Below are 21103 nucleotides of genomic sequence, written 5' to 3'. Positions count from 1 at the left end.
GCGGGGCCGTCCCGTGCACCTCGACGGTCAGACCGACCCGGCCGGTGTGCAGGCCCGTGACGAGGAAGAGGTGGCCGGGGACGGCCGCGCCGCACAGTCCGTTGCTCTGCCCGGCGCAGGCCGCCCACGGTGCCGGTCCGTCGTCGTCCCGTCGGCTGTCCACGTAGAACTGCCCGTAGCTGACGTCCAGTTCACCGCTGTAGACCGTGCGCACGGCAACCCCCTCCTCACGTCCGGCTCACTCGAGGCCACCAGTATGGGGAGGGGGTCTGACAACGGTCCGCCGGCGACCGCGCTCAGCGAGCGCCCGGGACGTCCTCCGTGACGCCGTTGAGCGGCGAGGACGGGTCGCTTCCGTAGGGGCGGGTGAAGGCTTCCATGCCGTGCCCGGACGGGTCGCTGAAGTACACGCCCCGGCCGCCGTCGTTGCGGTTGATGCGGCGCGGGTGCCGGCCGTGCGGGTCGGCCTGGATGGGGACGCCGTCCGCGACGAGACGGGCGAGGATCGCGTCGAACTCGTCCTCGGAGACGAGGAACGCGTAGTGCTGCACGGGGATGTCGATGTCGACGGTGGCGAAATCGAGGGTGACGCCGTTCGCGGTCGTCACCGGCAGGAACATTCCGGCGGGCTCGCCGACCTCCAGCCCCAGGACGGTGGCGAGGAAGTGGGCGGACTCCTCCCGGCTGCGGGAGAGAACGATGGTGTGGTTGAACTCGACTGACACGGGCAATGCCTCCACGGGCATCTCCGCGGCGCCTCCATGCCTCACCCGGACGGTGACCGGCACGCGATGCCGCGCCGTGGATCTTAGACGAGGGCCGGACGGGTGTCGACGCCCGGCGAAATCCCGTGGTACGCCGCGCGGGCGCCGTGCTTGCATGACGCCATGGTGTCCGCCGACCGTCTTCTCGCCTTCGCGGCGCTGTCGTTGCTGATCGTCGTGGTCCCCGGCCCCAGCGTGCTGTTCGTGGTCGGCAGGGCGCTCGCGCGCGGCCGCCGCGCCGCGCTCACCACGGTGGCCGGGAACACGCTCGGCGCCTACGTCCTGGTCGTCGCGGTCGCCCTGGGCGTCGGGTCGGTCGTGGAGCGGTCGGCCGTCGTCTTCACGGTGCTGAAGCTGGCGGGCGCCGCCTACCTGGTGCACCTCGGAGTCAGGGCGTGGCGCGAACGCCGGTCCCTGCGGGCCGCGTTCGCCGGTGACGCCGGGACCGGCGGGGACCGGCGGCGCACCTTCTGGGAGGGCTTCGCCGTCGGGGTGACCAACCCCAAGACCATCGTCTTCTTCGCCGCCGTGCTGCCGCAGTTCGCCGACCGGGACCGGGGCGGCGTCGCCGGGCAGATGCTGCTGCTCGGCCTGGTCTTCAACGCCATCGCGCTGGCCTGCGACAGCGTGTGGGGCCTGCTCGCGGCCACGGCGCGCGACTGGTTCGCGCGGTCACCGCGCCGGCTGTCCGCGGTCGGCGGCGCGGGCGGCCTGGCGATGATCGGCCTCGGCGTCACGGTGGCCGTCACCGGGCGGAAGGACTAGAACCCGTCCGGCGACGGCCTCCGGGATACGGAAGTTCGCGGTCGTCGCTCAGGGGGACGCCTGGTCGCTGTCCTTCATGGCGCCCCAGCCGTGCCAGCGCTCGACCTCGATCCAGGCGCTGACCCGGGGCCGGACGCGGTCCGGGTAGGGGTTGCCCGTGTACTGCCGGGAGAGTCGGTCGATGCCGGAGAAGTCCTCGTCGTCGCGGATGTCGGTGACGCGGCCGATGAGGGTGACGTGTGTGTACCAGTCGTCGCCCGCGAGGACGGTGAGGGTCACCCGCGGGTCGCGGCGCACGTGCTTCAGGCGTACCCGGCCGGCGTCGAAGTTGATCAGGACCCGGCCGTCGTCCTCCCACAGGTACCAGGTGGCCGTGGAGACGGGGGCGCCGTCCGAGCGGACGGTGGCCATGACGCACGGGTTGGGGCGGCGCAGCAGTGCGACGGCCTCGGGCGGCAGCGGGGGCTTGGACATGGTGGCTCCTTGGGTCCTGGTCTGTGCCGAGGCTACGTCGGCGTCCGGCTTCTCGCGCTCCCTCACCGGTACCCCGGGCGCGGTCGGTCGGACGCCTTCTCCTCGAAACTGGCGAAGTAGGCCGCCGCCATGTCCTCGTCGCCGTGCCCCTGCGCCGCGGCGCGCGCGAACCGCTCGGCACCGGCGGCGGCCAGGTCCAGACGGACGCCGTTCGCCTCGCCGGCCTCGACGATGAGCCGGGCGTCCTTCGCGGCGGTGGTGACCGCGAACTGGGCCGGTGTCAGCGCGCCGTCCCGGATCATCCCCGCCTTGGCACGCAGGTAGCCCATGTCGAGCGGGCCGCCGGCGATGGCGTCGAAGAAGGCGTCCGGGTCCACTCCCAGCGCCTTGGCGAGCGCCAGGACCTCGCCGGCCGCGTTGGTGGCGGCGAGCACCCAGCTGTTGGCCACCAGTTTCAGCCGGGTGGCGCTGCCGGCCGCGGCGTCCTCGCCGGTCCACACCGTGCGGGAGCCGACGGCGTCGAACACGGGCTCGACGGCGCCGCGCGCCTCGGCCGGTCCGGCGGCCAGCACGAGCAGTTGCCCGGCCTCGGCTGGCTGCCGGGTGCCCAGCACGGGCGCGTCGAAGAAGACCAGGCCGTGCTCGTGCGCGAAGGCGGCCAGGTCGGCGACCGCGTCGACGCCGGCGGTGGTCGACTGGACCCACGCGGTACCGGGACGCAGGCCGGGTGCGGCCCGCCGCATGACGTCGAGGGCGGCCGGACCGTCGTACAGCATGGTGAGGACGACGTCGGCGCCCCGCACCGCCTCGTCGGGTCCGTCGGCGACGTGCGCCCCGTCGGCGGCCAGCGGCTCGGCCTTGTCCCGGCTGCGGTTCCAGACGCGGACGGAGTGTCCGGCGCGGACGAGGTTGCGGGCCATCGCGGCACCCATGATGCCGGTGCCCAGGACGCTCACGGTGAGCTGCTCGGTCATGACGTCGGCTTTCTGTGCTCGTACGGTCGGTGGCGGGCCGCGGCGGTACGGCACCCGGTGATCAGCCTGCCACCCGGTCGGCGGCGGCGCCGGTCCGTACGCCCCGCGCGTGCGGCGACGGCGACTGCGCGGAACCGAACGCCCGCGCATCCGCCGGGGCCTGCCGCCGGCGTCCCGTACGGTACGGCCGTGAGTTCCTTCATCGACGACACGGACGACGCCGTTCCCGGCCGTCACGGCCCCTTCGCCACCACCGAGGCCGATCCCCGGGACGTGGGCCCGGTGCGGACCGAGTACTCCCCCGCGCACGACGGCGACCCCGACCCCGGCGAGATCGTCTGGACCTGGGTGCCCTACGAGGAGAATGACGGGCGTGGCAAGGACCGGCCGGTGCTCGTCGTCGCCCGGGAGGCGGCCGGCACGCTGTTGGCGGTGCAGTTGTCCAGCAAGCGGCATGACGGGGACCGGGAGTGGGTGCCGATCGGGAGCGGGCCGTGGGACCGTTCCGGGCGGGACTCCTGGGTCGACGTGGACCGGGTGCTGCGGCTGTACGACGCGGGGATGCGCCGCGAGGCGTGCGCCCTGGACCGGATGCGGTTCGACCTCGTTCGGAGGCGGCTGCGGGAGCGCTACGGCTGGAGCTGACCGGGGCGGGCCGCGCCCTCGGGGAAGGCCCGCGCGAACGCCTGTCGGACCGTGCCGCCCGGCGTGCGGTCTAGGATGCCGAACGTCACCCGCTCGAAGGCCGCCGAGAAGCGTCCGCCGGGCCCCAGCAGCGTCCGGAAGGCGCCCGCGACCTGCGCGGGGTCGTTGCGGAACACGCCGCAGCCCCAGGCCCCGAGCACGAGCCGCCGGTACCCGTGGGCCGCGGCCGTCTCCAGCACCCGCTCGGCACGCGCGGCCAGCGCGGCGGGCAGTTCGGCGGCGCGCTCGGGGGCCGTACGCAGCACCACGCCCGCGTTCGGCGCGGCGGAGGTGAGGAAGCCCGCCGTGTACGGCTCGTCGAGCAGGCCGCCGCGGTCGTCGCGGAAGACGGGGACGGCCGGTGAGTGGATGACGCGGTCGGTGTAGAACGGGTCGCGGTGGGCGCGGTGGTGGTCGTAGAACCCGCGGGCCCGCAGCAGGCAGGTGTACAGCGCGGAGGCCCGGCACAGGGCCTCCTCCTGGGCCTGGGCGCCGTTGAGGTAGCCGCCGCCGGGATTGCGGGCGGAGGCGAAGTTCAGCACGGCTACCTCGCCGCCGAGCCGGCGGGCGGCCTCCAGGCTGCTCTCGCCGGTCACTTCGAGGGCCGTCCGTGCCGGGGTCCAGACGGCCGGCTCCACCGGCTCCGGTCCGTGCGTCCGGGTGCCCTCGCGTGCGGCGGCGACCGCTGCCGCGACGGACACCTCGCGTCCGCCGGGCGTGCGGTAGTACCCCGCCGTCACGATCTGCTCGGTCCGCTGTGCGATGCCCCGCAGGCGCGCGCTCATGGCGACACCCCCGTGGACGCCATGACCGCGCGCGGCGCGGTCTCCCCCGTCGTGCTCATGTGGTGATCCTGGGTGATGCTGGTGCTGCGGTGCAACGGAGTTTCCCGGCCGGGGAACGCCGGGGAAAGCCCCCGGAAACGGACGGGTCGCGGAGATTCCCGAGCCGGAATGTCCCGCTGTGCACCCTTGTGCGGAGCCGTACGAGGGTCTTGGGTGGGACGAGTGTGCCGACCCGGCCCACCGTGAACGGGTCGGCGACATGGTGGAATCTCAGGAGGATCCCGACATGTCCGAAGCGGTAGGTGGCTGTATCCGGCCACGCACCACTGTCACCGAGGCGGAGGTCGAGGCGCTGGTCCACGGCATCTGCTTCAAGACCGGCCCGCCCCGTCGCCTGGGCGTCGAGGTGGAGTGGCTGGTCCACGACACGCACGCGCCACGGCTCCCCGTGGCACCCGAACGGCTCCAGGCGGTCTACGCCGCCCTGCGGACCGTGCCCCTCAGATCCGCGCTGACCGTCGAACCGGGCGGCCAGTTGGAGCTCAGCTCGCTGCCCGCCGCCTCCCTGACGGAGTGCGTCGGCGCCGTCTCCGCCGACCTCGACGCCGTCCGCGCGGTCCTGCGCGAGGACGGTCTCGCCCTCGTCGGCCTCGGCCACGATCCCTGGCAGGCGCCCCGCCGCTTTCTGCGGCAGCCGCGCTACGACGCCATGGAGGCCTGTCTCGACCGCACCGGCCCCGCCGGGCGTTTCATGATGTGCACCTCCGCCTCCGTGCAGGTGTGCCTGGACGCCGGGCACGAGGAGCCGGGCCCGCTCGGGCACGTGCGCCGGTGGTGGCTGGCCCACCACCTGGGCGCGGTCCTGCTGGCCGCGTTCGCGAACTCCCCGCTGGCCGGCGACCGGCCCACCGGCTGGCGGTCCACCCGTCAGCTGCGCTGGACCCAGATCGGCACCGGCCGGGCCGGCGGCCCCGCGCTGGACTCCGATCCCCGCGGCGCCTGGACCCGGCACGTCCTGGACGCACCGGTGATGTGCGTGCGCCGGGACGGCGGGCCCTGGGACGTGCCGGAGGGGATGACCTTCCGGGAGTGGACCCGGAACCAGACGCCCAGAGCGCCGACGCGGGAGGATCTGGACTACCACCTCACCACGCTGTTCCCGCCGGTCAGACCGCGCGGCCATCTGGAACTGCGCATGATCGACGCGCAGCCCGGGGACGACGGCTGGATCGTGCCGCTCGCCGTGACGGCGGCGCTGTTCGACGACCCGGAGGCCACCGAGACCGCCTACCGGGCGGTGAAGCCCCTCGCCGAGCGCACGCTCGGCCTGCGCGCCCCGCACAACCCGCTGTACGAGGACGCGGCCCGGCACGCCCTCACCGATCCGGAGCTGCGCGAGGCCGCCGTCACGTGCTTCACCGCAGCGCTCGACGCCCTGCCCCGCACCGGTGCCACGCCCGAGATCACGGACGCCGTCGCCGGGTACCTGGAGCGCTACGTCCTCAGGGGCCGCTGCCCCGCCGACGACCTGCTGGAGATGCCGGACGGCGCGAGCCGTGGCCCGCACGGGAGGGAGACCCGCCCATGACCGACCCCGCCATGGACACCGCCACCGACACCACCGCCGTACCTCCCGTCGACGCCGAGACCCTGCGCGAGCGGGCCCTGGCCACGCTGGTCACCGCCCGCGACCGCACCACGCTGCTGACCAGCTGCGTGGAGGGCCCCGACCTGACCGGGCAGGTGTCACCGCTGATGTCCCCGCTGGTGTGGGACCTGGCGCACATCGGCAACCAGGAGGAGCAGTGGCTGCTGCGCGCCGTCGCCGGCCACGAGGCGATACGCCCCGAGATAGACAGCCTGTACGACGCCTTCGAGCATCCGCGCGCCGAGCGGCCCAAGCTGCCGCTGCTCTCCCCCGAGGAGGCCCGCCGGTACGCGGCCGACGTGCGCGGACGGGCGCTGGACGTGCTGGAGGGCACCGCGTTCCACGGGACGCGGCTGACGGAGGCCGGCTTCGCCTTCGGGATGATCGCCCAGCACGAGCAGCAGCACGACGAGACCATGCTCATCACGCACCAGCTCCGCAAGGGCCCGCAGGCCCTGACCGCGCCGGACCCGGACCCGGTGCCGCTGTTCGCCGGCCCCGCGGAGGTCCTGGTGCCCGGCGGCCCGTTCGTGATGGGCACGTCGACCGAGCCGTGGGCGCTGGACAACGAACGCCCCGCGCACCGGCGCGAGGTGGCGCCCTTCCACCTCGACACCACGCCGGTGACCAACGGGGCGTACCAGGCGTTCATCGACGACGGCGGTTACGACGACCCGCGCTGGTGGGCCCCTCAGGGCTGGGACCACATCCGCCGCCACTCCGTCACCGCCCCGCTGTTCTGGCGGCGGGACGGCGGGCAGTGGCTGCGGCGGCGCTTCGGCGTCACCGAGGTGGTGCCGGCCGACGAGCCGGTGGTGCACGTGTGCTGGTACGAGGCCGACGCCTACGCCCGCTGGGCCGGGCGGCGGCTGCCCACCGAGGCCGAGTGGGAGAAGGCCGCCCGGCACGACCCGGCGGGCGACCGCGCGATGCGCTACCCGTGGGGCGACACCGACCCAGGCCCGGAACACGCCAACCTCGGCCAGCGGCACCTGCGTCCGGCGCCCGCCGGCAGCTATCCGGCCGGTGAGTCGCCGCTCGGCGTACGGCAGTTGATCGGCGACGTCTGGGAGTGGACGTCGAGCGACTTCGCCCCGTACCCGGGCTTCCGGGCGTTCCCGTACAAGGAGTACTCGGAGGTGTTCTTCGGGCCCGACTACAAGGTGCTGCGCGGCGGCTCGTTCGCGGTGGACGCGGTCGCCTGCCGGGGCACCTTCCGCAACTGGGACTACCCGATCCGGCGGCAGATCTTCTCCGGCTTCCGCACCGCCCGGTCGGCGGAGGGCTCCTGATGTGCCGGCACCTGGCCTATGTAGGCCCGGAAGAACCGATCGGCCGGCTCGTGGTGGCGCCGCCGCACGGGCTGTACCGCCAGTCCTGGGCGCCCCGTCACCAGCGGTACGGCACGGTCAACGCCGACGGTTTCGGCATCGGCTGGTACGCCGAGGGCGACCCGGTGCCGGCGCGCTACCGCCGCGCCGGGCCGATCTGGGCGGACCAGTCCTTCGCCGACCTGGCCCGGGTGGTGCGCACCGGCGCGCTGCTGGCCGCCGTGCGGGACGCGACGCTCTCCGGGGCCGACGCGGAGGCCGCCGCCGCCCCGTTCGCCGCCGGGACCTGGCTGTTCAGCCACAACGGCGCCGTGGCGGGCTGGCCCGGCTCGCTGGCCGAGGTGGCCGCGACGCTGCCATCCGAGGACCTGCTGGCGCTGGAGGCCCGCAACGACTCGGCGCTCGTGTGGGCGCTGGTGCTGGCCCGGCTGCGCGCCGGCGACGACGCGGGCCGGGCCCTTGCTGAGACGGTGACGGAGGTCGCCGACGCGGCCCCGGCCTCCCGGCTCAACCTGCTGCTGACCGACGGCGCCACCGTCACGGCCACCACCTGGGGCGACACCCTGTGGTACCTGGCCCCGCCCGGCGGCGGCACGGTCGTCGCCTCCGAGCCGTACGACGACGATCCGCACTGGCAGGAGGTCCCCGACCGCACGCTGCTCGCGGCGAGCGGCACGGACGTGCTGCTCACTCCGCTGAAGGACCCGGGCGGCGCCGCCCTCGCAGACGCTTTCGTCTCCCCTAAGGAGCCCCGCACGTGAGCCAGTTCCGTCTCACCCGCACGCTGCCCGAGGACGCCACGGACGCCGCCCTGCGCGACGACGTCCTGGCGGGGCTGACGAGCGCACCGAAGTGGCTGCCGCCGAAGTGGTTCTACGACGCGCGCGGCAGCGAGCTGTTCGAGGAGATCACCGCGCTGCCCGAGTACTACCCGACCCGCGCCGAGCGGGAGATCCTCGTCGACCGGGCCGGCGAGATCGCCGCGGCGACCGGCGCCCGCACCCTGGTGGAGCTGGGTTCCGGCTCGTCGGAGAAGACACGCGTCCTGCTCGACGCGCTGACGGAACGGACCGGGCTGCGCGGCTATGTGCCGGTCGACGTCAGCGAGAGCGCCCTCACCCAGGCCGGGCAGGCGCTCGTCGCCGAGCGGCCGGACCTCCAGGTGCACGCGCTGATCGCCGACTTCACCTCGGGGCTGACCCTGCCCGAAACGCCGGGCCCCCGGCTGGTGGCGTTCCTCGGCGGCACGATCGGCAACCTGCTGCCCGAGGAGCGCGCCGCGTTCCTGACCGCCGTGCGGGACCTGCTCTCCCCCGGCGACGCCCTGCTGCTGGGCACGGACCTGGTGAAGGACGAGCGGGTGCTGGTGCGGGCGTACGACGACGCGGCCGGGGTGACGGCCGCGTTCAACAAGAACGTGCTGTCCGTGATCAACCGGGAGCTGGCGGCCGACTTCGAGCCCGCCGCCTTCGAGCACGTGGCGCTGTGGAACGCCGAACGGGAGTGGATCGAGATGCGGCTGCGCTCGCGCACCGCGCAGACGGTCAAGGTGCAGGCGCTCGACCTGGCCGTGGACTTCGCGGCCGGGGAGGAACTGCGCACCGAGGTGTCCGCGAAGTTCCGGCGGGACGGTGTGCGCGCCGAACTGGCGGGGGCCGGGCTGGAGCTGGCCCACTGGTGGACGGACGGCGAGGACCGGTTCGCGCTGTCGCTGAGCGTGGTGCGCTGATCCGGGGCGCCCCGGCCCGGGCCGCGCGGGTCAGCGCGCGTCCAGGTCCAGGAGTTCGGTGATGCGGTCGGAGGCCTTGCGGGCCTCCGACTCCGCGTCGCCCCCGGTGAGCACCTTCGTCATGTACTCCTTGATCGGGTTGTCCGCCTCCACCGCGCCCCACCGGGGGGTGCCGGGGGTCGCCCGGCCCTGTGCGGCACCGGCCGCCATGGCGGCGACCGCTTCCTCGCCCGCGACGGCGTCGGCGAGGGACTTCTTGTTCGGGACGTAGTGCATGGTGCGGGCCAGGTCGGTGTTCCACTTGGTGCCGACCAGCGCCTCGACGACGGCGAGGGCGCCCTCGTGCTGGTCGGTGTTCTTCGGTACGACGAGGTCGGAGCCGCCGGTGAAGACGGCGCCGGGCTTGTCGGCGGTCTTGCCGGGCACAGGGAAGAAGCCCAGCTTGCCCTTGAGGTCGGGGTTGTCCCGCAGAATGCTCTGGGCGACCGCCGGCACGGCGACGATCTGCGCGACGTCCCCCTTGGCGAACACACCGGCCTGCGGCGGGTGTTCCTCGTCGGCGTCGACCGGGCCGTCGCCCAGGGCCTGCAGCTCGCGGTAGAAGTCCATGCCGCGCAGGGCGGCCTCGGAGTCCAGGGCGCCCCGCCAGGTCCCGCCCTCCTCCACGGCCAGTTCGCCGCCCTCGTCCCAGATGAAGCCGGAGAGCGTGTACCAGTCCTGCCCGGCCAGGTAGATGCCCTGGTGGCCGCCGGAGTCGAGCTTCTCGGTGGCGGTGAGCCACTCCTCGCGGGTGGGGGGCGGCTCGCTGATGCCGGCCTGTTCGAACAGGTCCTTGCGGTAGACGACCACGCGGTTGGCGGCGTACCAGGGGATGCCGTACTGCTGGGACATCCACTGCCCCGGTTCGGCGAGGCCCGGCAGCCAGTCCTCGAGGCCCCAGTCCCGCATCGACTCCAGCGTCAGGTCCTGGAGCCGGCCGCCCTCCGCGTACTGCGGGACCTGGGTGTTGCCCACCTCGATGACGTCGGGCCCGTCGGTGCCGTCGGCCTTCAGGGCCGTCTGCACCTTGTCGCCGATCCCGGTCCACTCCTGCGTCTTCACGTCGAGGTCCAGGTCGGGGTGTTCGCGCTCGAACCCCTCGGTGAACCGCTTGAGGAAGTCGTCGGAGGCGCTGCCCTTCATCAGCCAGACGGTCACCGTACGTCGCTCGCCCTGGCCGTCCTGTGACATCAGGCCGCAGCCGCTGAGCAGGGAGGCGGACACGCAAACAAGGGCGAGGAGGCGACGTCTCACGGAGGGTCCTTCTGTCTGACGAACAGGGTGCGGGCGCGGACGGGGAAGTCCTGCGCATGCGAAGGGAGACCCGACGTGGGGGACGAGCCCGGAGCTCGAACGGGTGGCTGCCATGTTGGTATGGACCAATGCCGAGGTCAAGGGGTGACGGTCGGTTGCTCCGCCGGGGTCCCGACGCCTCGCGCCACGTCCCGGCTTGGGGCACGGTGGAGTGACACGGCACACCGCCGCCCGCGGAAGGGAGCACCCGCATGTCGAACCACACCTACCGGGTCACCGAGATCGTCGGCACCTCGCCCGACGGCGTCGACCAGGCCGTCCGCAACGGCATCGCCCGTGCCTCGCAGACCGTGCGCAACCTGGACTGGTTCGAGGTGACCCAGGTGCGCGGCCAGATCGAGGAAGGGCAGGTCGCGCACTGGCAGGTCGGCCTGAAGCTCGGCTTCCGCCTGGAGGAGACGGACTGAGCGGGCCGGGAGCCCTGACGGTCAGGTGCGGCCCTCGCGCTCCTGCGCCACCCGCAGTTCGGCCGACCGCGCCGCCCAGCGGGCCCGGACGACGGTGAACCCGGCCCGTTCGGCGTCGTCGCAGACCAGTTCGTCGTCGTCCACCAGGACCCTGACGTCGCGGGTCCGGGCGAGTCGCCGGAGGATCTCCAGCTTGGTGCGCCGGGCGGGCCGCCGGTCGGCGTTGCCCCGCATGTGCACGGGCCCCTCGGGCAGGCCGTGCGCGGCCAGCCAGTCGAGCGTGTCGCGCCGGCAGCGCTCGGGGCGCCCGGTCAGATAGACGATCTCGCACTCCTCGGCGCTCTCCCGCACCAGCGCGATGCCCTCCGCGAGCGGCGCGTCGTGCGGCGCGGCGGCGAAGAAGGCGTCCCAGTCGCGGGGCCGGCGCTCCAGGAACCGCTGGCGGTGCGCGGTGTCGGCGAGGGTGTTGTCCAGGTCGAACACGGCCACCGGGGGCTTCTCGCTGTCGGTCACCCGCCCACCCTAGAACGCGCTGCCGGGAATCCTGGCGCCGCCTGAGCGTTGAACCCGGTGTGAGCTCAGTGATCGCGTCCACCCGTTTCTCCGTACTCGACCGCTCCCGCATCCGCGAGGGGCACACCGCCGCCGAGGCGCTGCGCGACACCGTGGCGCTGGCGCGGGAGGTGGAGCGGCTGGGCTACCACCGGTTCTGGGTGGCGGAGCACCACGGCGTGCCCGGCGTGGCGGGCTCGGCGCCGACCGTGCTGACCGCCGCCGTCGCCGGTGCCACGCGCCGCATCCGGGTCGGCACCGGCGGCGTGATGCTGCCCAACCACCGGCCCCTGGTCGTCGCCGAGCAGTTCGGCGTGCTGGAGTCGCTGTTCCCCGGGCGGATCGACATGGGGCTGGGCCGCTCGGTGGGCTTCACCGACGGCGTACGCAGGGCGCTGGGCCGGGACAAGGACGACGCGGACGACTTCGACGCGCAACTGGCCGAGCTGCTGGGCTGGTTCCGGGGCACGTCCCCGACCGGGGTGCACGCCCGTCCGGCGGAGGGACTGACGGTGCCGCCGTTCGTGCTGGCCATGGGCGAGGGCGCGGCCGTCGCCGCCCGGGCCGGGCTGCCGATGGTCATCGGCGACCTGCGCGACCGCGACCGGATGCTGCGCGGCATCGACCGCTACCGCGCCGGGTTCCGTCCCTCCGAGTGGGGCAGTGAGCCGTACGTCGTCGTGTCCGGCACGATCGCCGTGGCCGGCAGCCCCGAGGCGGCCCGGCGGCTGCTGGTCCCGGAGGCCTGGTCCATGGCGCAGGCCCGCACTCGCGGGTCCTTCCCGCCCCTGCCCCCGGCCGAGGAGGCCGCGGCCCGGACGATGACCGCCAAGGAGCGCGACCTGTACGAGTCAGGTCTCTCCGGGCACCTCGCCGGCACCGAGGAGCAGGTCGCCGAGGAGCTGGAGTCGCTGGTCGAGGACACGGGCGCGCAGGAGGTGCTGGTCACCACGAGCACGTACGACCGCGAGGCCCTGCTGGACTCCTACCGGCGGCTCGCCCGCGTCACCGGCAGGGGAGCGGTCACCGCCGCGGCGTAGAATCGCAGGGTTTGTCCCCCTCCCCGGAAGCGACCGGGCCGAAGACCGTACGGAGTTCCCCACGATGCACAGCCCCCACGACCCGTACGTCCGGGTGCGCGGCGCCCGTGAGCACAACCTCAAGGGCGTGGACGTGGACGTCCCCCGGGACGTGGTGGCCGTGTTCACCGGGGTCTCGGGGTCGGGGAAGTCGTCGCTGGCCTTCGGGACGGTGTACGCGGAGGCGCAGCGGCGCTACTTCGAGTCGGTCGCGCCGTACGCCCGCCGACTGATCCACCAGGTCGGCGCCCCGAAGGTCGGCGAGATCACCGGGCTCCCGCCCGCCGTGTCGCTCCAGCAGCGCCGTACGGGGCCGACGTCCCGTTCCTCGGTCGGCACGGTCACCAACCTCTCCAACTCCCTGCGGATGCTGTTCTCCCGCGCCGGCGACTATCCGCCGGGCGCGCCGCGGCTCGACTCGGACGCCTTTTCGCCGAACACGGCGGCCGGGGCGTGCCCGCAGTGCCACGGCCTCGGGCGGGTGCACCGTACGACGGAGGAGCTGCTGGTCCCGGACCCCTCGCTGTCGATCCGGGACGGCGCGATCGCCGCGTGGCCCGGCGCCTGGCAGGGCAAGAACCTGCGGGACGTCCTCGACGCGCTCGGCCACGACGTGGACCGGCCCTGGCGCGAGCTGCCCGCCGAGCAGCGGGAGTGGATCCTGTTCACGGACGAGCAGCCGGTGGTCACCGTGCACCCGGTACGGGACGCCGGCCGCATCCAGCGGCCGTACCAGGGCACGTACATGAGCGCCCGGCGGTACGTGATGAAGACCTTCTCGGACACGAAGAGCGCCACCTTGCGGGCGAAGGCGGAACGCTTCCTCACCAGTGCGCCCTGTCCCGTCTGCGGCGGCGGGCGGCTGCGGCCCGAGGCCCTGGCGGTGACCGTGGGCGGGCACACCATCGCCGAGCTGGCCGCGCTGCCGCTCACGGAACTCGCCGTGGCGCTGCCCACGGACGGCGAGACGGCCCGCGTGCTCACCGGTGACCTCGCCTCGCGTATCGCGCCCGTCGTCGAACTGGGCCTCGGCTACCTGAGCCTGGACCGCGCGACGCCCACGCTGTCGGCGGGCGAGCTGCAGCGGCTGCGGCTGGCGACGCAGCTGCGGTCGGGGCTGTTCGGGGTCGTCTACGTCCTGGACGAGCCGTCGGCGGGGCTGCACCCGGCGGACACCGAGGCACTGCTGACGGTGCTGGAGCGGCTGAAGACGACGGGCAACTCGGTGTTCGTGGTGGAGCACCACCTCGGCGTGATGCGCGGCGCCGACTGGATCGTGGACGTCGGCCCCCGGGCGGGCGAGCACGGCGGGCGGGTGCTGTACAGCGGTCCGGTGGACGGGCTGGCCGGTGTCGGCGAGTCCGCGACGGCCCGTCACCTCTTCGACCGCTCGCCCGCGCCCGCCCGTACGCCGCGCGCGCCGCGCGGCTCGGTGACGGTCGGCCCGGTCAGCCGGCACAACCTGCGCGAGGTGACCGCCCGGTTCCCGCTGGGCGCGCTCACCGCGGTGACGGGTGTGTCCGGCTCGGGGAAGTCGACGCTGATCGGCGAGATCACCGAGGAGCTGCCGGGGGTGCGTCGGCTGGTCTCCGTCGACCAGCGGCCGATCGGACGGACCCCGCGTTCCAACCTGGCCACCTACACGGGCCTGTTCGACGTGGTGCGCAAGGTCTTCGCGGCCACCGGCCAGGCGCGGGAACGGGGTTACGGCGTCGGCCGCTTCTCCTTCAACGTGTCCGGCGGGCGCTGCGAGACCTGCCAGGGCGAGGGGTTCGTCAGCGTGGAGCTGCTGTTTCTGCCCAGCACGTACGCGCCCTGCCCGGACTGCGGCGGGGCGCGGTACAACCCGGAGACGCTCGAAGTGACGTACCGGGGGCGGAACATCGCCGAAGTGCTGGACCTGACGGTGGAGGGCGCCGCGGAGTTCTTCGCGGACACGCCCGCGGTGGCCCGCAGTCTCGCCGCGCTGCTCGACGTGGGGCTCGGCTACCTCCGGCTCGGTCAGCCGGCGACCGAGCTGTCCGGCGGGGAGGCGCAGCGCATCAAGCTGGCGAGCGAACTGCAGCGGGGGCGGCGCGGCCACACCCTGTACCTCCTCGACGAGCCGACGACCGGTCTGCACCCGGCCGACGTCGAGGTGCTGATGCGCCAGCTGCACGGGTTGGTGGACGCCGGGCACACGGTGGTCGTCGTCGAGCACGACATGGCCGTGGTGGCGGGCGCCGACCACGTGATCGACCTGGGGCCGGGCGGCGGCGACGCGGGCGGCCGGATCGTGGCCGAGGGGTCGCCGGCCGACGTGGCACGGGCTGACGGAAGCGCCACGGCGCGGTATCTGGCCGAGGCGCTGCACGGCGCGGGGCGCCGGTGAAACCGGGTCACCGACGCCCCGCCCCGCGCTGAGGGGCGCGGAGGACTACTCGCGGCCCGGCCGCGTCTCGTCGTCGAAGCGCTCCGTCTCGGCCTCGATCCGCTCCTTGCGCACCCGGCCGCGCACGATCTCGTCCTCGGTGTGCTCCTCCGTGGTCATCCGGACGCGCTCCACCGGTACCGTCTCCGTCTCCACGACGGGGCGTTCCTCGTGCAGCGTGACCTCGTGCTCGGCCTCACTGATCTCCGGTCCGGCCAGCGCGTCACCGCGGTTGGCCTCGGTGATCGGTTCGCGCTCCACCCGGACTTCCTCGTGGCTCACCGGAACGGTCTGCTGGACCTCCTCCGTGACCACGTACTTGCGCAGCCTGGCCCGGCCCGACTCACGCCGTTCGACGCCGACGTGCATCTGCTCCTCGGAGCGGGTCATGGCGTCGTCGTCGCGCATGCCGGTGCGGTCCATGCCCGCCTGACGGCCGGCCATGCCGCCCGCCGTGCCGGCGGTACCCGCCATGCCGGCCGCGCCCGCGGCCCCCGCCGCTCCGGCGGTGCCCGCCGGTCCCGGGCCGGCGGCGAAGCGGCCGTCGTCGGTGCGCTCCGCCTCCGAGAGCACGCTGTCCCAGTTGATGCCGTAGTAGTCGTAGAGCCGGTGCTCCTCCGACTCGGACAGATGGCCGCCCGCATCGACGTCGACATTGGGTGCGTCCTTGACCTGGTCCTTGAGGTAGGGCACCTCGAGGTGGTCCTGCACCACGGCGGCGTCGCGGATGGGTATGAAGGACTCGCTGGAGCCGAACATCCCCGTCTTGACGCTCACCCACTCGGGGCGCCCGGTCATGTCGTCGAAGAAGACGTGCTTGGCGTCGCCGATCTTGTTGCCGTCCCCGTCGTAGACCGGATGGTCCAGGACGTTGGCGATCTCTTCACGGGTGATCATCTGGCATCACCCTCCTTCCGGAGTGCCTGCCTTCCGGATGTCCGCATCAGCCGTACGAAAACGGCACATACGTCACAAAGTGCGCATACTTTTCGAATGTGCTTTCCCGGGGTGGCCGTGTTCCGGCTCGGCGGCCGCGGCGAGGGCGCGACGGTCGTGGTGGCGGCCGGGCGGGAGCACGGGGCGCACCTCGACCTCGGCGGTCAGCCCCCGCGCCGACGCCACCCGCCACAGGGAGGCGAGCAGGGTGTCCTCGCCCACGAACGCGGCGGCCGTACCCACCGCCCGCTCCCCGCTGAGGTAGCGGATGCGGACCGGCTGGACCGGCACCCCCGCGTCCAGCGCGGCCTGGAACACGGCCCTGCGGAAACGGCCCCGGGCGCGTCCGCACCAGGTGCTGCCCTCGGGGTAGACGGCGACCGCGGCGCCCGCGCGCAGCTCCCGCGCGATCACGGCGACCGTGCCGGGCAGGGCCCGCAGCCGGTCCCGTTCCAGGAACAGCACGCCCGCACGCGCGGCCAGCGGGCCCGCCACCGGCCAGCGCCGCACCTCGCTCTTGGCCAGCATCCGGGCGGGCCGCACGGCGGCGAGGAGCGGGACGTCGAGCCAGGAGACGTGGTTGGCGACGAGGAGCAGCCCGCCCTCGGGCGGAGCGGCGCCCGAGACGCGCACCCGGACACCGGCCGCCCGCACGATCCAGCGGCACCAGCACCGCACCAGGACGGCCGGGACGCGGGTGCGCAGCGGCGTGCATACGACCGCGACGCCGGCGAGGAGCAGCACGGCGACCGCCGTGAGCCGCAGTACGGCACGCGGCAGGGCCCGCCCGGCCGGGAGCGGCTCCACGCAGGCCCCCGGGGTGCAGGGCGCGGTGGGCAGCCAGGCGCTCATCAGGCCGGGACGAGCGAGAGGAAGTGCCGCAGGTAGCGCGGGTCGACCCGGTTCATCGGCAGCAGCACGTACAGGTCGGCGACGCCGAAGTCCACGTCGTGCGCGGGCTCGCCGCAGACCCAGGCGCCGAGGCGGAGGTAGCCGCGCAGCAGCGCCGGGAGCTCGGTGCGGCCGGCCGGCGCCGCCGAGGTGCGCGGGACCCAGGGGAGGAGCGGCCGCACCCGGTACTCCTCGGGCGCCAGGTGCTTGGCCCGCACCCGGTCCCAGGTAGCGGCGGCGAGGGCGCCGCCGTCGGCGAGCGGGATGGAACAGCAGCCCGCCAGCCACTCGTGGCCCCGTTCGGTCATGTAGCGGGCTATGCCGGCCCAGATGAGCCCGACGACGGCGCCGTCGCGGTGGCCGGGGTGCACGCAGGAGCGGCCGACCTCGACCAGGCCGGGCCGGACGGCGTCCAGCGCCGTGAGGTCGAACTCGCTCTCCGCGTAGAGCCGTCCGGCGACGGCGGCGCGCTCGGGCGGCAGCAGCCGGTAGGTGCCGACGACCTGCCCGGTCGTCTCCTCGCGCACCAGCAGGTGGTCGCAGTACGCGTCGAAGGGGTCGATGTCGTGTCCGGGCTGCGGGCTCGCCAGCAGGGCGCCCATCTCCCCGGCGAAGACGTCGTGCCGCAGCCGCTGCGCGGCCCGCACGTCCTCCTCGTCCCGGGCGAGGCTGACGGTGTAGCGGTGGGGCGCGGCGGGCTTCGGGGGGCGGTCTGCGGTCAGTACGCCGGTCATGGGTGCTCTCCTGGTCGCGGGGCGGGTCCGCTGGACGCGGGCGGTCCGCCACAGTTCTTCCGACGCCGGCTGTACTGCGCGTGACCAGTGCCGGGAGAGCGGGTGTGCGCTTGCTGAATGCCGGGCACGCAAGCGAGACGGGGCCGGGATGAGCACCTCTCCCGGCCCCGCCCGTCCGCACCTTCCGGCGAACGTCCGTGGGGCTACTTCGCCACCTTCCGTGCGGCCCGCAGCCACTCCTTGTTCATGCTGGTGATGGAGACGAGCGGGATGCCCTTCGGGCAAGCGGTCGCGCATTCGCCGGCCAGTGTGCAGCCGCCGAAGCCCTCGTCGTCCATCTGCGCCACCATGTCCAGCACCCGCGTCTCCCGCTCGGGCGCACCCTGCGGCAGCACGTTCAGGTGGTTGACCTTCGCGGACGTGAAGAGCATCGCCGCGCCGTTCGGGCAGGCGGCTACGCACGCGCCGCAGCCGATGCACTCGGCGTGCTCGAAGGCGAAGTCCGCGTCCGGCTTCGGCACCGGCGCGGCGTGAGCCTCGGGGGCCGCACCGGTCGGCGCGGTGATGTAGCCGCCGGCCTGGATGATCCGGTCGAAGGCCGAGCGGTCGACGACCAGGTCCTTCACGACCGGGAACGCGGCGGCCCGCCACGGCTCGACGTCGATGGTGTCGCCGTCCTGGAAGGACCGCATGTGCAGCTGGCAGGTGGTGGTGCGCTCGGGTCCGTGGGCGTCGCCGTTGATGACGAGCGAGCAGGCGCCGCAGATTCCCTCGCGGCAGTCGTGGTCGAAGGCGACCGGCTCCTCGCCGCCCAGGATCAGCTCCTCGTTGAGGGTGTCGAGCATCTCCAGGAAGGACATGTCGGGCGAGATGCCGTCCACCTCGTACGTGGACATGGCGCCTTCGGCGTCGGCGTTCTTCTGCCGCCAGACGCGCAGGGTGAGCTTCATGCGTAGCTCCGCTGAGTGGGGTGGACGTACTCGAAGACCAGGTCTTCCTTGTGCAGGGTGGGGGCCTCGCCGGTCGCGGTGAACTCCCAGGCCGCCGCGTAGCCGAACTCGTCGTCCTTGCGGGCCGCCTCGCCGTCCGGGGTCTGGGACTCCTCGCGGAAGTGGCCGCCGCAGGACTCGGCGCGGTGCAGCGCGTCGAGGCACATCAGCTCGGCGAGCTCCAGGTAGTCGACGATGCGGTTGGCCTTCTCCAGGGACTGGTTGAACTCCTCGCCGGTACCCGGGACCTTGATGCGCCGCCAGAACTCCTCACGGATCTGCGGGATGCGCTCCAGGGCCTTGCGCAGCCCGGAGTCGGTGCGGGCCATGCCGCAGAACTCCCACATCAGCTCGCCGAGTTCGCGGTGGAAGGAGTCCGGGGTACGGTCGCCGTCGACGGAGAGGAGCAGATTGAGCCGGTCCTCGGTCTCGGCCAGCACCTCCTGCACCACCGGGTGACCGTCGTCGACCTCGTCCTTGTGGGGGTTGCGGGCGAGGTAGTCATTGATGGTGGCCGGCAGGACGAAGTAGCCGTCGGCCAGGCCCTGCATCAGGGCGGAGGCGCCGAGCCGGTTGGCTCCGTGGTCGGAGAAGTTGGCCTCGCCGATCGCGAACAGGCCGGGGACGGTGGTCTGGAGGTCGTAGTCGACCCACAGGCCGCCCATCGTGTAGTGCACGGCGGGATAGATCCGCATCGGCACCTGGTACGGATCCTCGTCGGTGATCCGCTGGTACATGTCGAAGAGGTTGCCGTACTTGGCCTCGACCGCCTTCCGTCCCATCCGCTTGATGGCGTCGGCGAAGTCCAGGTAGACGCCCTGCCCGCCGGGCCCCACTCCCCTGCCCTCGTCGCAGACGTTCTTCGCGGCGCGGGAGGCGATGTCACGCGGGACCAGGTTGCCGAAGGACGGGTAGACGCGCTCCAGGTAGTAGTCGCGCTCGTCCTCGGGGATCTTGTTCGGCGGCCGGTCGTCGCCCTTGGCCTTCGGCACCCAGATCCGGCCGTCGTTGCGCAGCGACTCACTCATCAGCGTCAGCTTGGACTGGTGGTCGCCGGTGCGCGGGATGCAGGTCGGGTGGATCTGCGTGAAGCAGGGGTTGGCGAAGTACGCGCCGCGCCGGTGCGCCCGCCACACGGCGGTCGCGTTGGAGTTCATGGCGTTGGTGGAGAGGTAGAAGACGTTGCCGTAACCACCGCTCGCCAGGACCACCGCGTCCGCGAAGTACGTGTCGATCTTCCCGGTGATCAGGTCCCGGGCGACGATGCCGCGCGCCCGGCCGTCCACGACGATCAGGTCGAGCATCTCGGTGCGCGGGTGCATCTCGATGTTGCCGGCCGCGATCTGCCTGCTGAGCGCCTGGTAGGCGCCGAGCAGCAGCTGCTGGCCCGTCTGGCCCCGGGCGTAGAAGGTGCGGGAGACCTGGACGCCGCCGAAGGAGCGGGTGTCGAGCAGGCCGCCGTACTCGCGGGCGAAGGGCACGCCCTGGGCCACGCACTGGTCGATGATCTCGACGGAGATCTGCGCGAGGCGGTGCACGTTGGACTCGCGGGAGCGGAAGTCGCCGCCCTTGACGGTGTCGTAGAAGAGCCGGTGGATCGAGTCGCCGTCGTTGCGGTAGTTCTTCGCGGCGTTGATGCCGCCCTGCGCGGCGATGGAGTGGGCCCGGCGCGGGGAGTCCTGGTAGCAGAACTGGACGACGCGGTAGCCCTGTTCGGCGAGGGTCGCGCCGGCCGAACCGCCCGCGAGACCGGTGCCGACGACGATGACGGTCTGCTTGCGCCGGTTGGCGGGGTTGACCAGCTTGGCCTCGAAACGGCGGGTGTCCCAGCGCTCGTTGACAGGTCCGGCGGGGGCCTTGGTGTCGGCGACCGGCTCACCGGTCGGGTAGTCGGCGTAGGTTGTCATGTCAGCTCACCACTCCGGTCATGACGCCCACGGGTACGGCGACGAAGCCGACCGTGAGCAGCAGCGCGAGGACGTTCGCGACGGTCTTCAGGGCGCGGTCGCGGGTGCGGCTGCCGGCGCCGAGGGTCTGCGCGGCGGACCAGAAGCCGTGCCGGATGTGCATGCCGACGGCGAGCACGGCGACGATGTAGATGACGTTGCCGTACCAGGTGGAGAAGGTGTCCACGACGTTCTGGTAGGGCTTGCCCGTCTCGAAGCCGCCGGGATGCACGGTGCCGGTGGTCAGGTCGAGGATGTGCCAGACGATGAACAGGGCGAGGATGATCCCGCCCCAGCGCATGGTGCGCGTCGCGTAGCTGGCCCGCTTCTTCTTGTGCACGTAATTGCTGGGCCGCGCCTTGATGTCGCGGCGGCTGAGCTGGTACGCGGAGACGGCGTGGGCGACGACGGCGACGACCAGCACCACGCGGATCAGCCACAGCGTCCACTCGTAGTGCATGAACGGCTCGCCGACCGTGCGCAGCCAGTGGGCGTACTCGTTGAACTCGCTCGTCCCGAAGAAGATCTTCAGGTTACCGATCATGTGGGCGACCAGGTAGAGCAGCATGACGAGACCGCTGACCGCCATCACTGTCTTCTTGCCGACGGTCGAGTCCCACACGGTGCGCGCCATGGACGGCCGTCGGTCCGT

The 21103-nt window shown here is 73.2% G+C and carries 21 protein-coding genes; 9 read left to right on the top strand and 12 right to left on the bottom strand.

Features of this window, described 5'->3' with window-relative positions:
* Positions 1 to 296: 296 nt before the first annotated feature.
* The gene (locus KUM03_RS15550; RefSeq protein ID WP_217248952.1) at positions 297 to 725 is read right to left on the bottom strand and encodes a VOC family protein; all 429 of its coding nucleotides are present in this window, start codon (positions 723 to 725) and stop codon (positions 297 to 299) included.
* Positions 726 to 887: 162 nt separating this feature from the next.
* Here KUM03_RS15550 and KUM03_RS15545 point away from each other — a divergent pair, with 162 nt between their 5' ends.
* Positions 888 to 1529 carry a LysE family translocator gene (locus KUM03_RS15545; protein ID WP_217248950.1) on the top strand — a complete coding sequence of 214 codons (642 nt, stop codon included), beginning with the start codon at positions 888 to 890 and terminating at the stop codon, positions 1527 to 1529.
* Between the two features lie 48 nt (positions 1530 to 1577).
* Here the strand turns inward: KUM03_RS15545 and KUM03_RS15540 are convergent, their stop codons facing one another.
* Positions 1578 to 2003 (bottom strand): PPOX class F420-dependent oxidoreductase, encoded by a 426-nt coding sequence (locus tag KUM03_RS15540; RefSeq protein WP_217248949.1) that lies wholly within the window; start codon positions 2001 to 2003, stop codon positions 1578 to 1580.
* Positions 2004 to 2065: 62 nt separating this feature from the next.
* On the bottom strand, positions 2066 to 2977 hold the full coding sequence (locus KUM03_RS15535) for an NAD(P)-dependent oxidoreductase (protein ID WP_217248947.1): 912 nt from the start codon (positions 2975 to 2977) through the stop codon (positions 2066 to 2068).
* 189 nt (positions 2978 to 3166) lie between these two features.
* On the opposite strand from KUM03_RS15535, the gene KUM03_RS15530 reads away from it, so the two are divergent.
* On the top strand, positions 3167 to 3622 hold the full coding sequence (locus tag KUM03_RS15530; RefSeq protein WP_217248945.1) for a type II toxin-antitoxin system PemK/MazF family toxin: 456 nt from the start codon (positions 3167 to 3169) through the stop codon (positions 3620 to 3622).
* Here the strand turns inward: KUM03_RS15530 and KUM03_RS15525 are convergent.
* Positions 3607 to 4446 (bottom strand): TIGR02452 family protein, encoded by an 840-nt coding sequence (locus KUM03_RS15525; RefSeq protein WP_217248943.1) that lies wholly within the window; start codon positions 4444 to 4446, stop codon positions 3607 to 3609. The genes KUM03_RS15530 and KUM03_RS15525 overlap by 16 nt on opposite strands.
* A gap of 286 nt (positions 4447 to 4732) precedes the next feature.
* On the opposite strand from KUM03_RS15525, the gene egtA reads away from it, so the two are divergent.
* Genes egtA through egtD form a run of 4 tightly spaced genes read left to right on the top strand, consistent with a single transcriptional unit; the run spans position 4733 to position 9154 of the window.
* Complete coding sequence (gene egtA / locus KUM03_RS15520) at positions 4733 to 6034, top strand: ergothioneine biosynthesis glutamate--cysteine ligase EgtA (protein WP_217248941.1); 1302 nt, start codon at positions 4733 to 4735, stop codon at positions 6032 to 6034.
* The gene (egtB, locus tag KUM03_RS15515) at positions 6031 to 7386 is read left to right on the top strand and encodes an ergothioneine biosynthesis protein EgtB (protein WP_217248930.1); all 1356 of its coding nucleotides are present in this window, start codon (positions 6031 to 6033) and stop codon (positions 7384 to 7386) included. Before egtA ends, egtB begins: the two co-directional genes overlap by 4 nt.
* The gene (egtC, locus tag KUM03_RS15510; RefSeq protein WP_217248929.1) at positions 7386 to 8186 is read left to right on the top strand and encodes an ergothioneine biosynthesis protein EgtC; all 801 of its coding nucleotides are present in this window, start codon (positions 7386 to 7388) and stop codon (positions 8184 to 8186) included. The genes egtB and egtC overlap by 1 nt, the downstream gene beginning before the upstream one ends.
* Positions 8183 to 9154 (top strand): L-histidine N(alpha)-methyltransferase, encoded by a 972-nt coding sequence (gene egtD, locus KUM03_RS15505; RefSeq protein ID WP_217248928.1) that lies wholly within the window; start codon positions 8183 to 8185, stop codon positions 9152 to 9154. Before egtC ends, egtD begins: the two co-directional genes overlap by 4 nt.
* 30 nt (positions 9155 to 9184) lie before the next feature.
* Here the strand turns inward: egtD and KUM03_RS15500 are convergent, their stop codons facing one another.
* Positions 9185 to 10447: an extracellular solute-binding protein gene (locus KUM03_RS15500; RefSeq protein WP_217248926.1), complete on the bottom strand. Its 1263-nt coding sequence runs from the start codon at positions 10445 to 10447 to the stop codon at positions 9185 to 9187.
* Positions 10448 to 10698: 251 nt separating this feature from the next.
* Here KUM03_RS15500 and KUM03_RS15495 point away from each other — a divergent pair, with 251 nt between their 5' ends.
* Positions 10699 to 10914, top strand: coding sequence for a dodecin (locus tag KUM03_RS15495; protein ID WP_217248925.1), 216 nt, complete (start codon positions 10699 to 10701; stop codon positions 10912 to 10914).
* 21 nt (positions 10915 to 10935) lie between these two features.
* Here the strand turns inward: KUM03_RS15495 and KUM03_RS15490 are convergent, their stop codons facing one another.
* A complete protein-coding gene (locus KUM03_RS15490; protein WP_217248924.1) occupies positions 10936 to 11427 on the bottom strand; it encodes a hypothetical protein in 492 nt (163 codons plus the stop codon).
* A 59-nt stretch (positions 11428 to 11486) separates the two neighbouring features.
* Here KUM03_RS15490 and KUM03_RS15485 point away from each other — a divergent pair, with 59 nt between their 5' ends.
* Positions 11487 to 12506 (top strand): LLM class flavin-dependent oxidoreductase, encoded by a 1020-nt coding sequence (locus KUM03_RS15485; protein ID WP_217248923.1) that lies wholly within the window; start codon positions 11487 to 11489, stop codon positions 12504 to 12506.
* A gap of 64 nt (positions 12507 to 12570) precedes the next feature.
* Positions 12571 to 14916 (top strand): excinuclease ABC subunit UvrA, encoded by a 2346-nt coding sequence (locus KUM03_RS15480; RefSeq protein ID WP_217248922.1) that lies wholly within the window; start codon positions 12571 to 12573, stop codon positions 14914 to 14916.
* Positions 14917 to 14961: 45 nt separating this feature from the next.
* Here the strand turns inward: KUM03_RS15480 and KUM03_RS15475 are convergent, their stop codons facing one another.
* The 6 genes from KUM03_RS15475 to KUM03_RS15450 all read right to left on the bottom strand — a co-directional run bounded on the left by KUM03_RS15475 (position 14962) and on the right by KUM03_RS15450 (position 21085).
* On the bottom strand, positions 14962 to 15852 hold the full coding sequence (locus tag KUM03_RS15475) for a DUF2382 domain-containing protein (protein ID WP_217248920.1): 891 nt from the start codon (positions 15850 to 15852) through the stop codon (positions 14962 to 14964).
* A gap of 72 nt (positions 15853 to 15924) precedes the next feature.
* Entirely contained in the window at positions 15925 to 16743 is an 819-nt protein-coding gene (locus KUM03_RS15470; protein WP_217248919.1) for a 1-acyl-sn-glycerol-3-phosphate acyltransferase, read from the bottom strand.
* Entirely contained in the window at positions 16743 to 17516 is a 774-nt protein-coding gene (locus KUM03_RS15465; protein WP_217248918.1) for a GNAT family N-acetyltransferase, read from the bottom strand. Before KUM03_RS15465 ends, KUM03_RS15470 begins: the two co-directional genes overlap by 1 nt.
* Positions 17517 to 17719: 203 nt before the next feature.
* Positions 17720 to 18466 (bottom strand): succinate dehydrogenase/fumarate reductase iron-sulfur subunit, encoded by a 747-nt coding sequence (locus KUM03_RS15460; protein ID WP_217248917.1) that lies wholly within the window; start codon positions 18464 to 18466, stop codon positions 17720 to 17722.
* Positions 18463 to 20412, bottom strand: a complete 1950-nt coding sequence (locus KUM03_RS15455) for a fumarate reductase/succinate dehydrogenase flavoprotein subunit (protein ID WP_217248915.1) — start codon at positions 20410 to 20412, stop codon at positions 18463 to 18465. The genes KUM03_RS15460 and KUM03_RS15455 overlap by 4 nt, the downstream gene beginning before the upstream one ends.
* Position 20413: 1 nt before the next feature.
* Positions 20414 to 21085 carry a succinate dehydrogenase gene (locus KUM03_RS15450; RefSeq protein WP_217249103.1) on the bottom strand — a complete coding sequence of 224 codons (672 nt, stop codon included), beginning with the start codon at positions 21083 to 21085 and terminating at the stop codon, positions 20414 to 20416.
* Between the last annotated feature and the right edge of the window lie 18 nt (positions 21086 to 21103).

The sequence above is a fragment of the Streptomyces sp. AC602_WCS936 genome (assembly GCF_019049125.1).
GTDB lineage: Bacteria > Actinomycetota > Actinomycetes > Streptomycetales > Streptomycetaceae > Streptomyces.
This window is presented reverse-complemented; position numbering and strand designations above follow the sequence as displayed.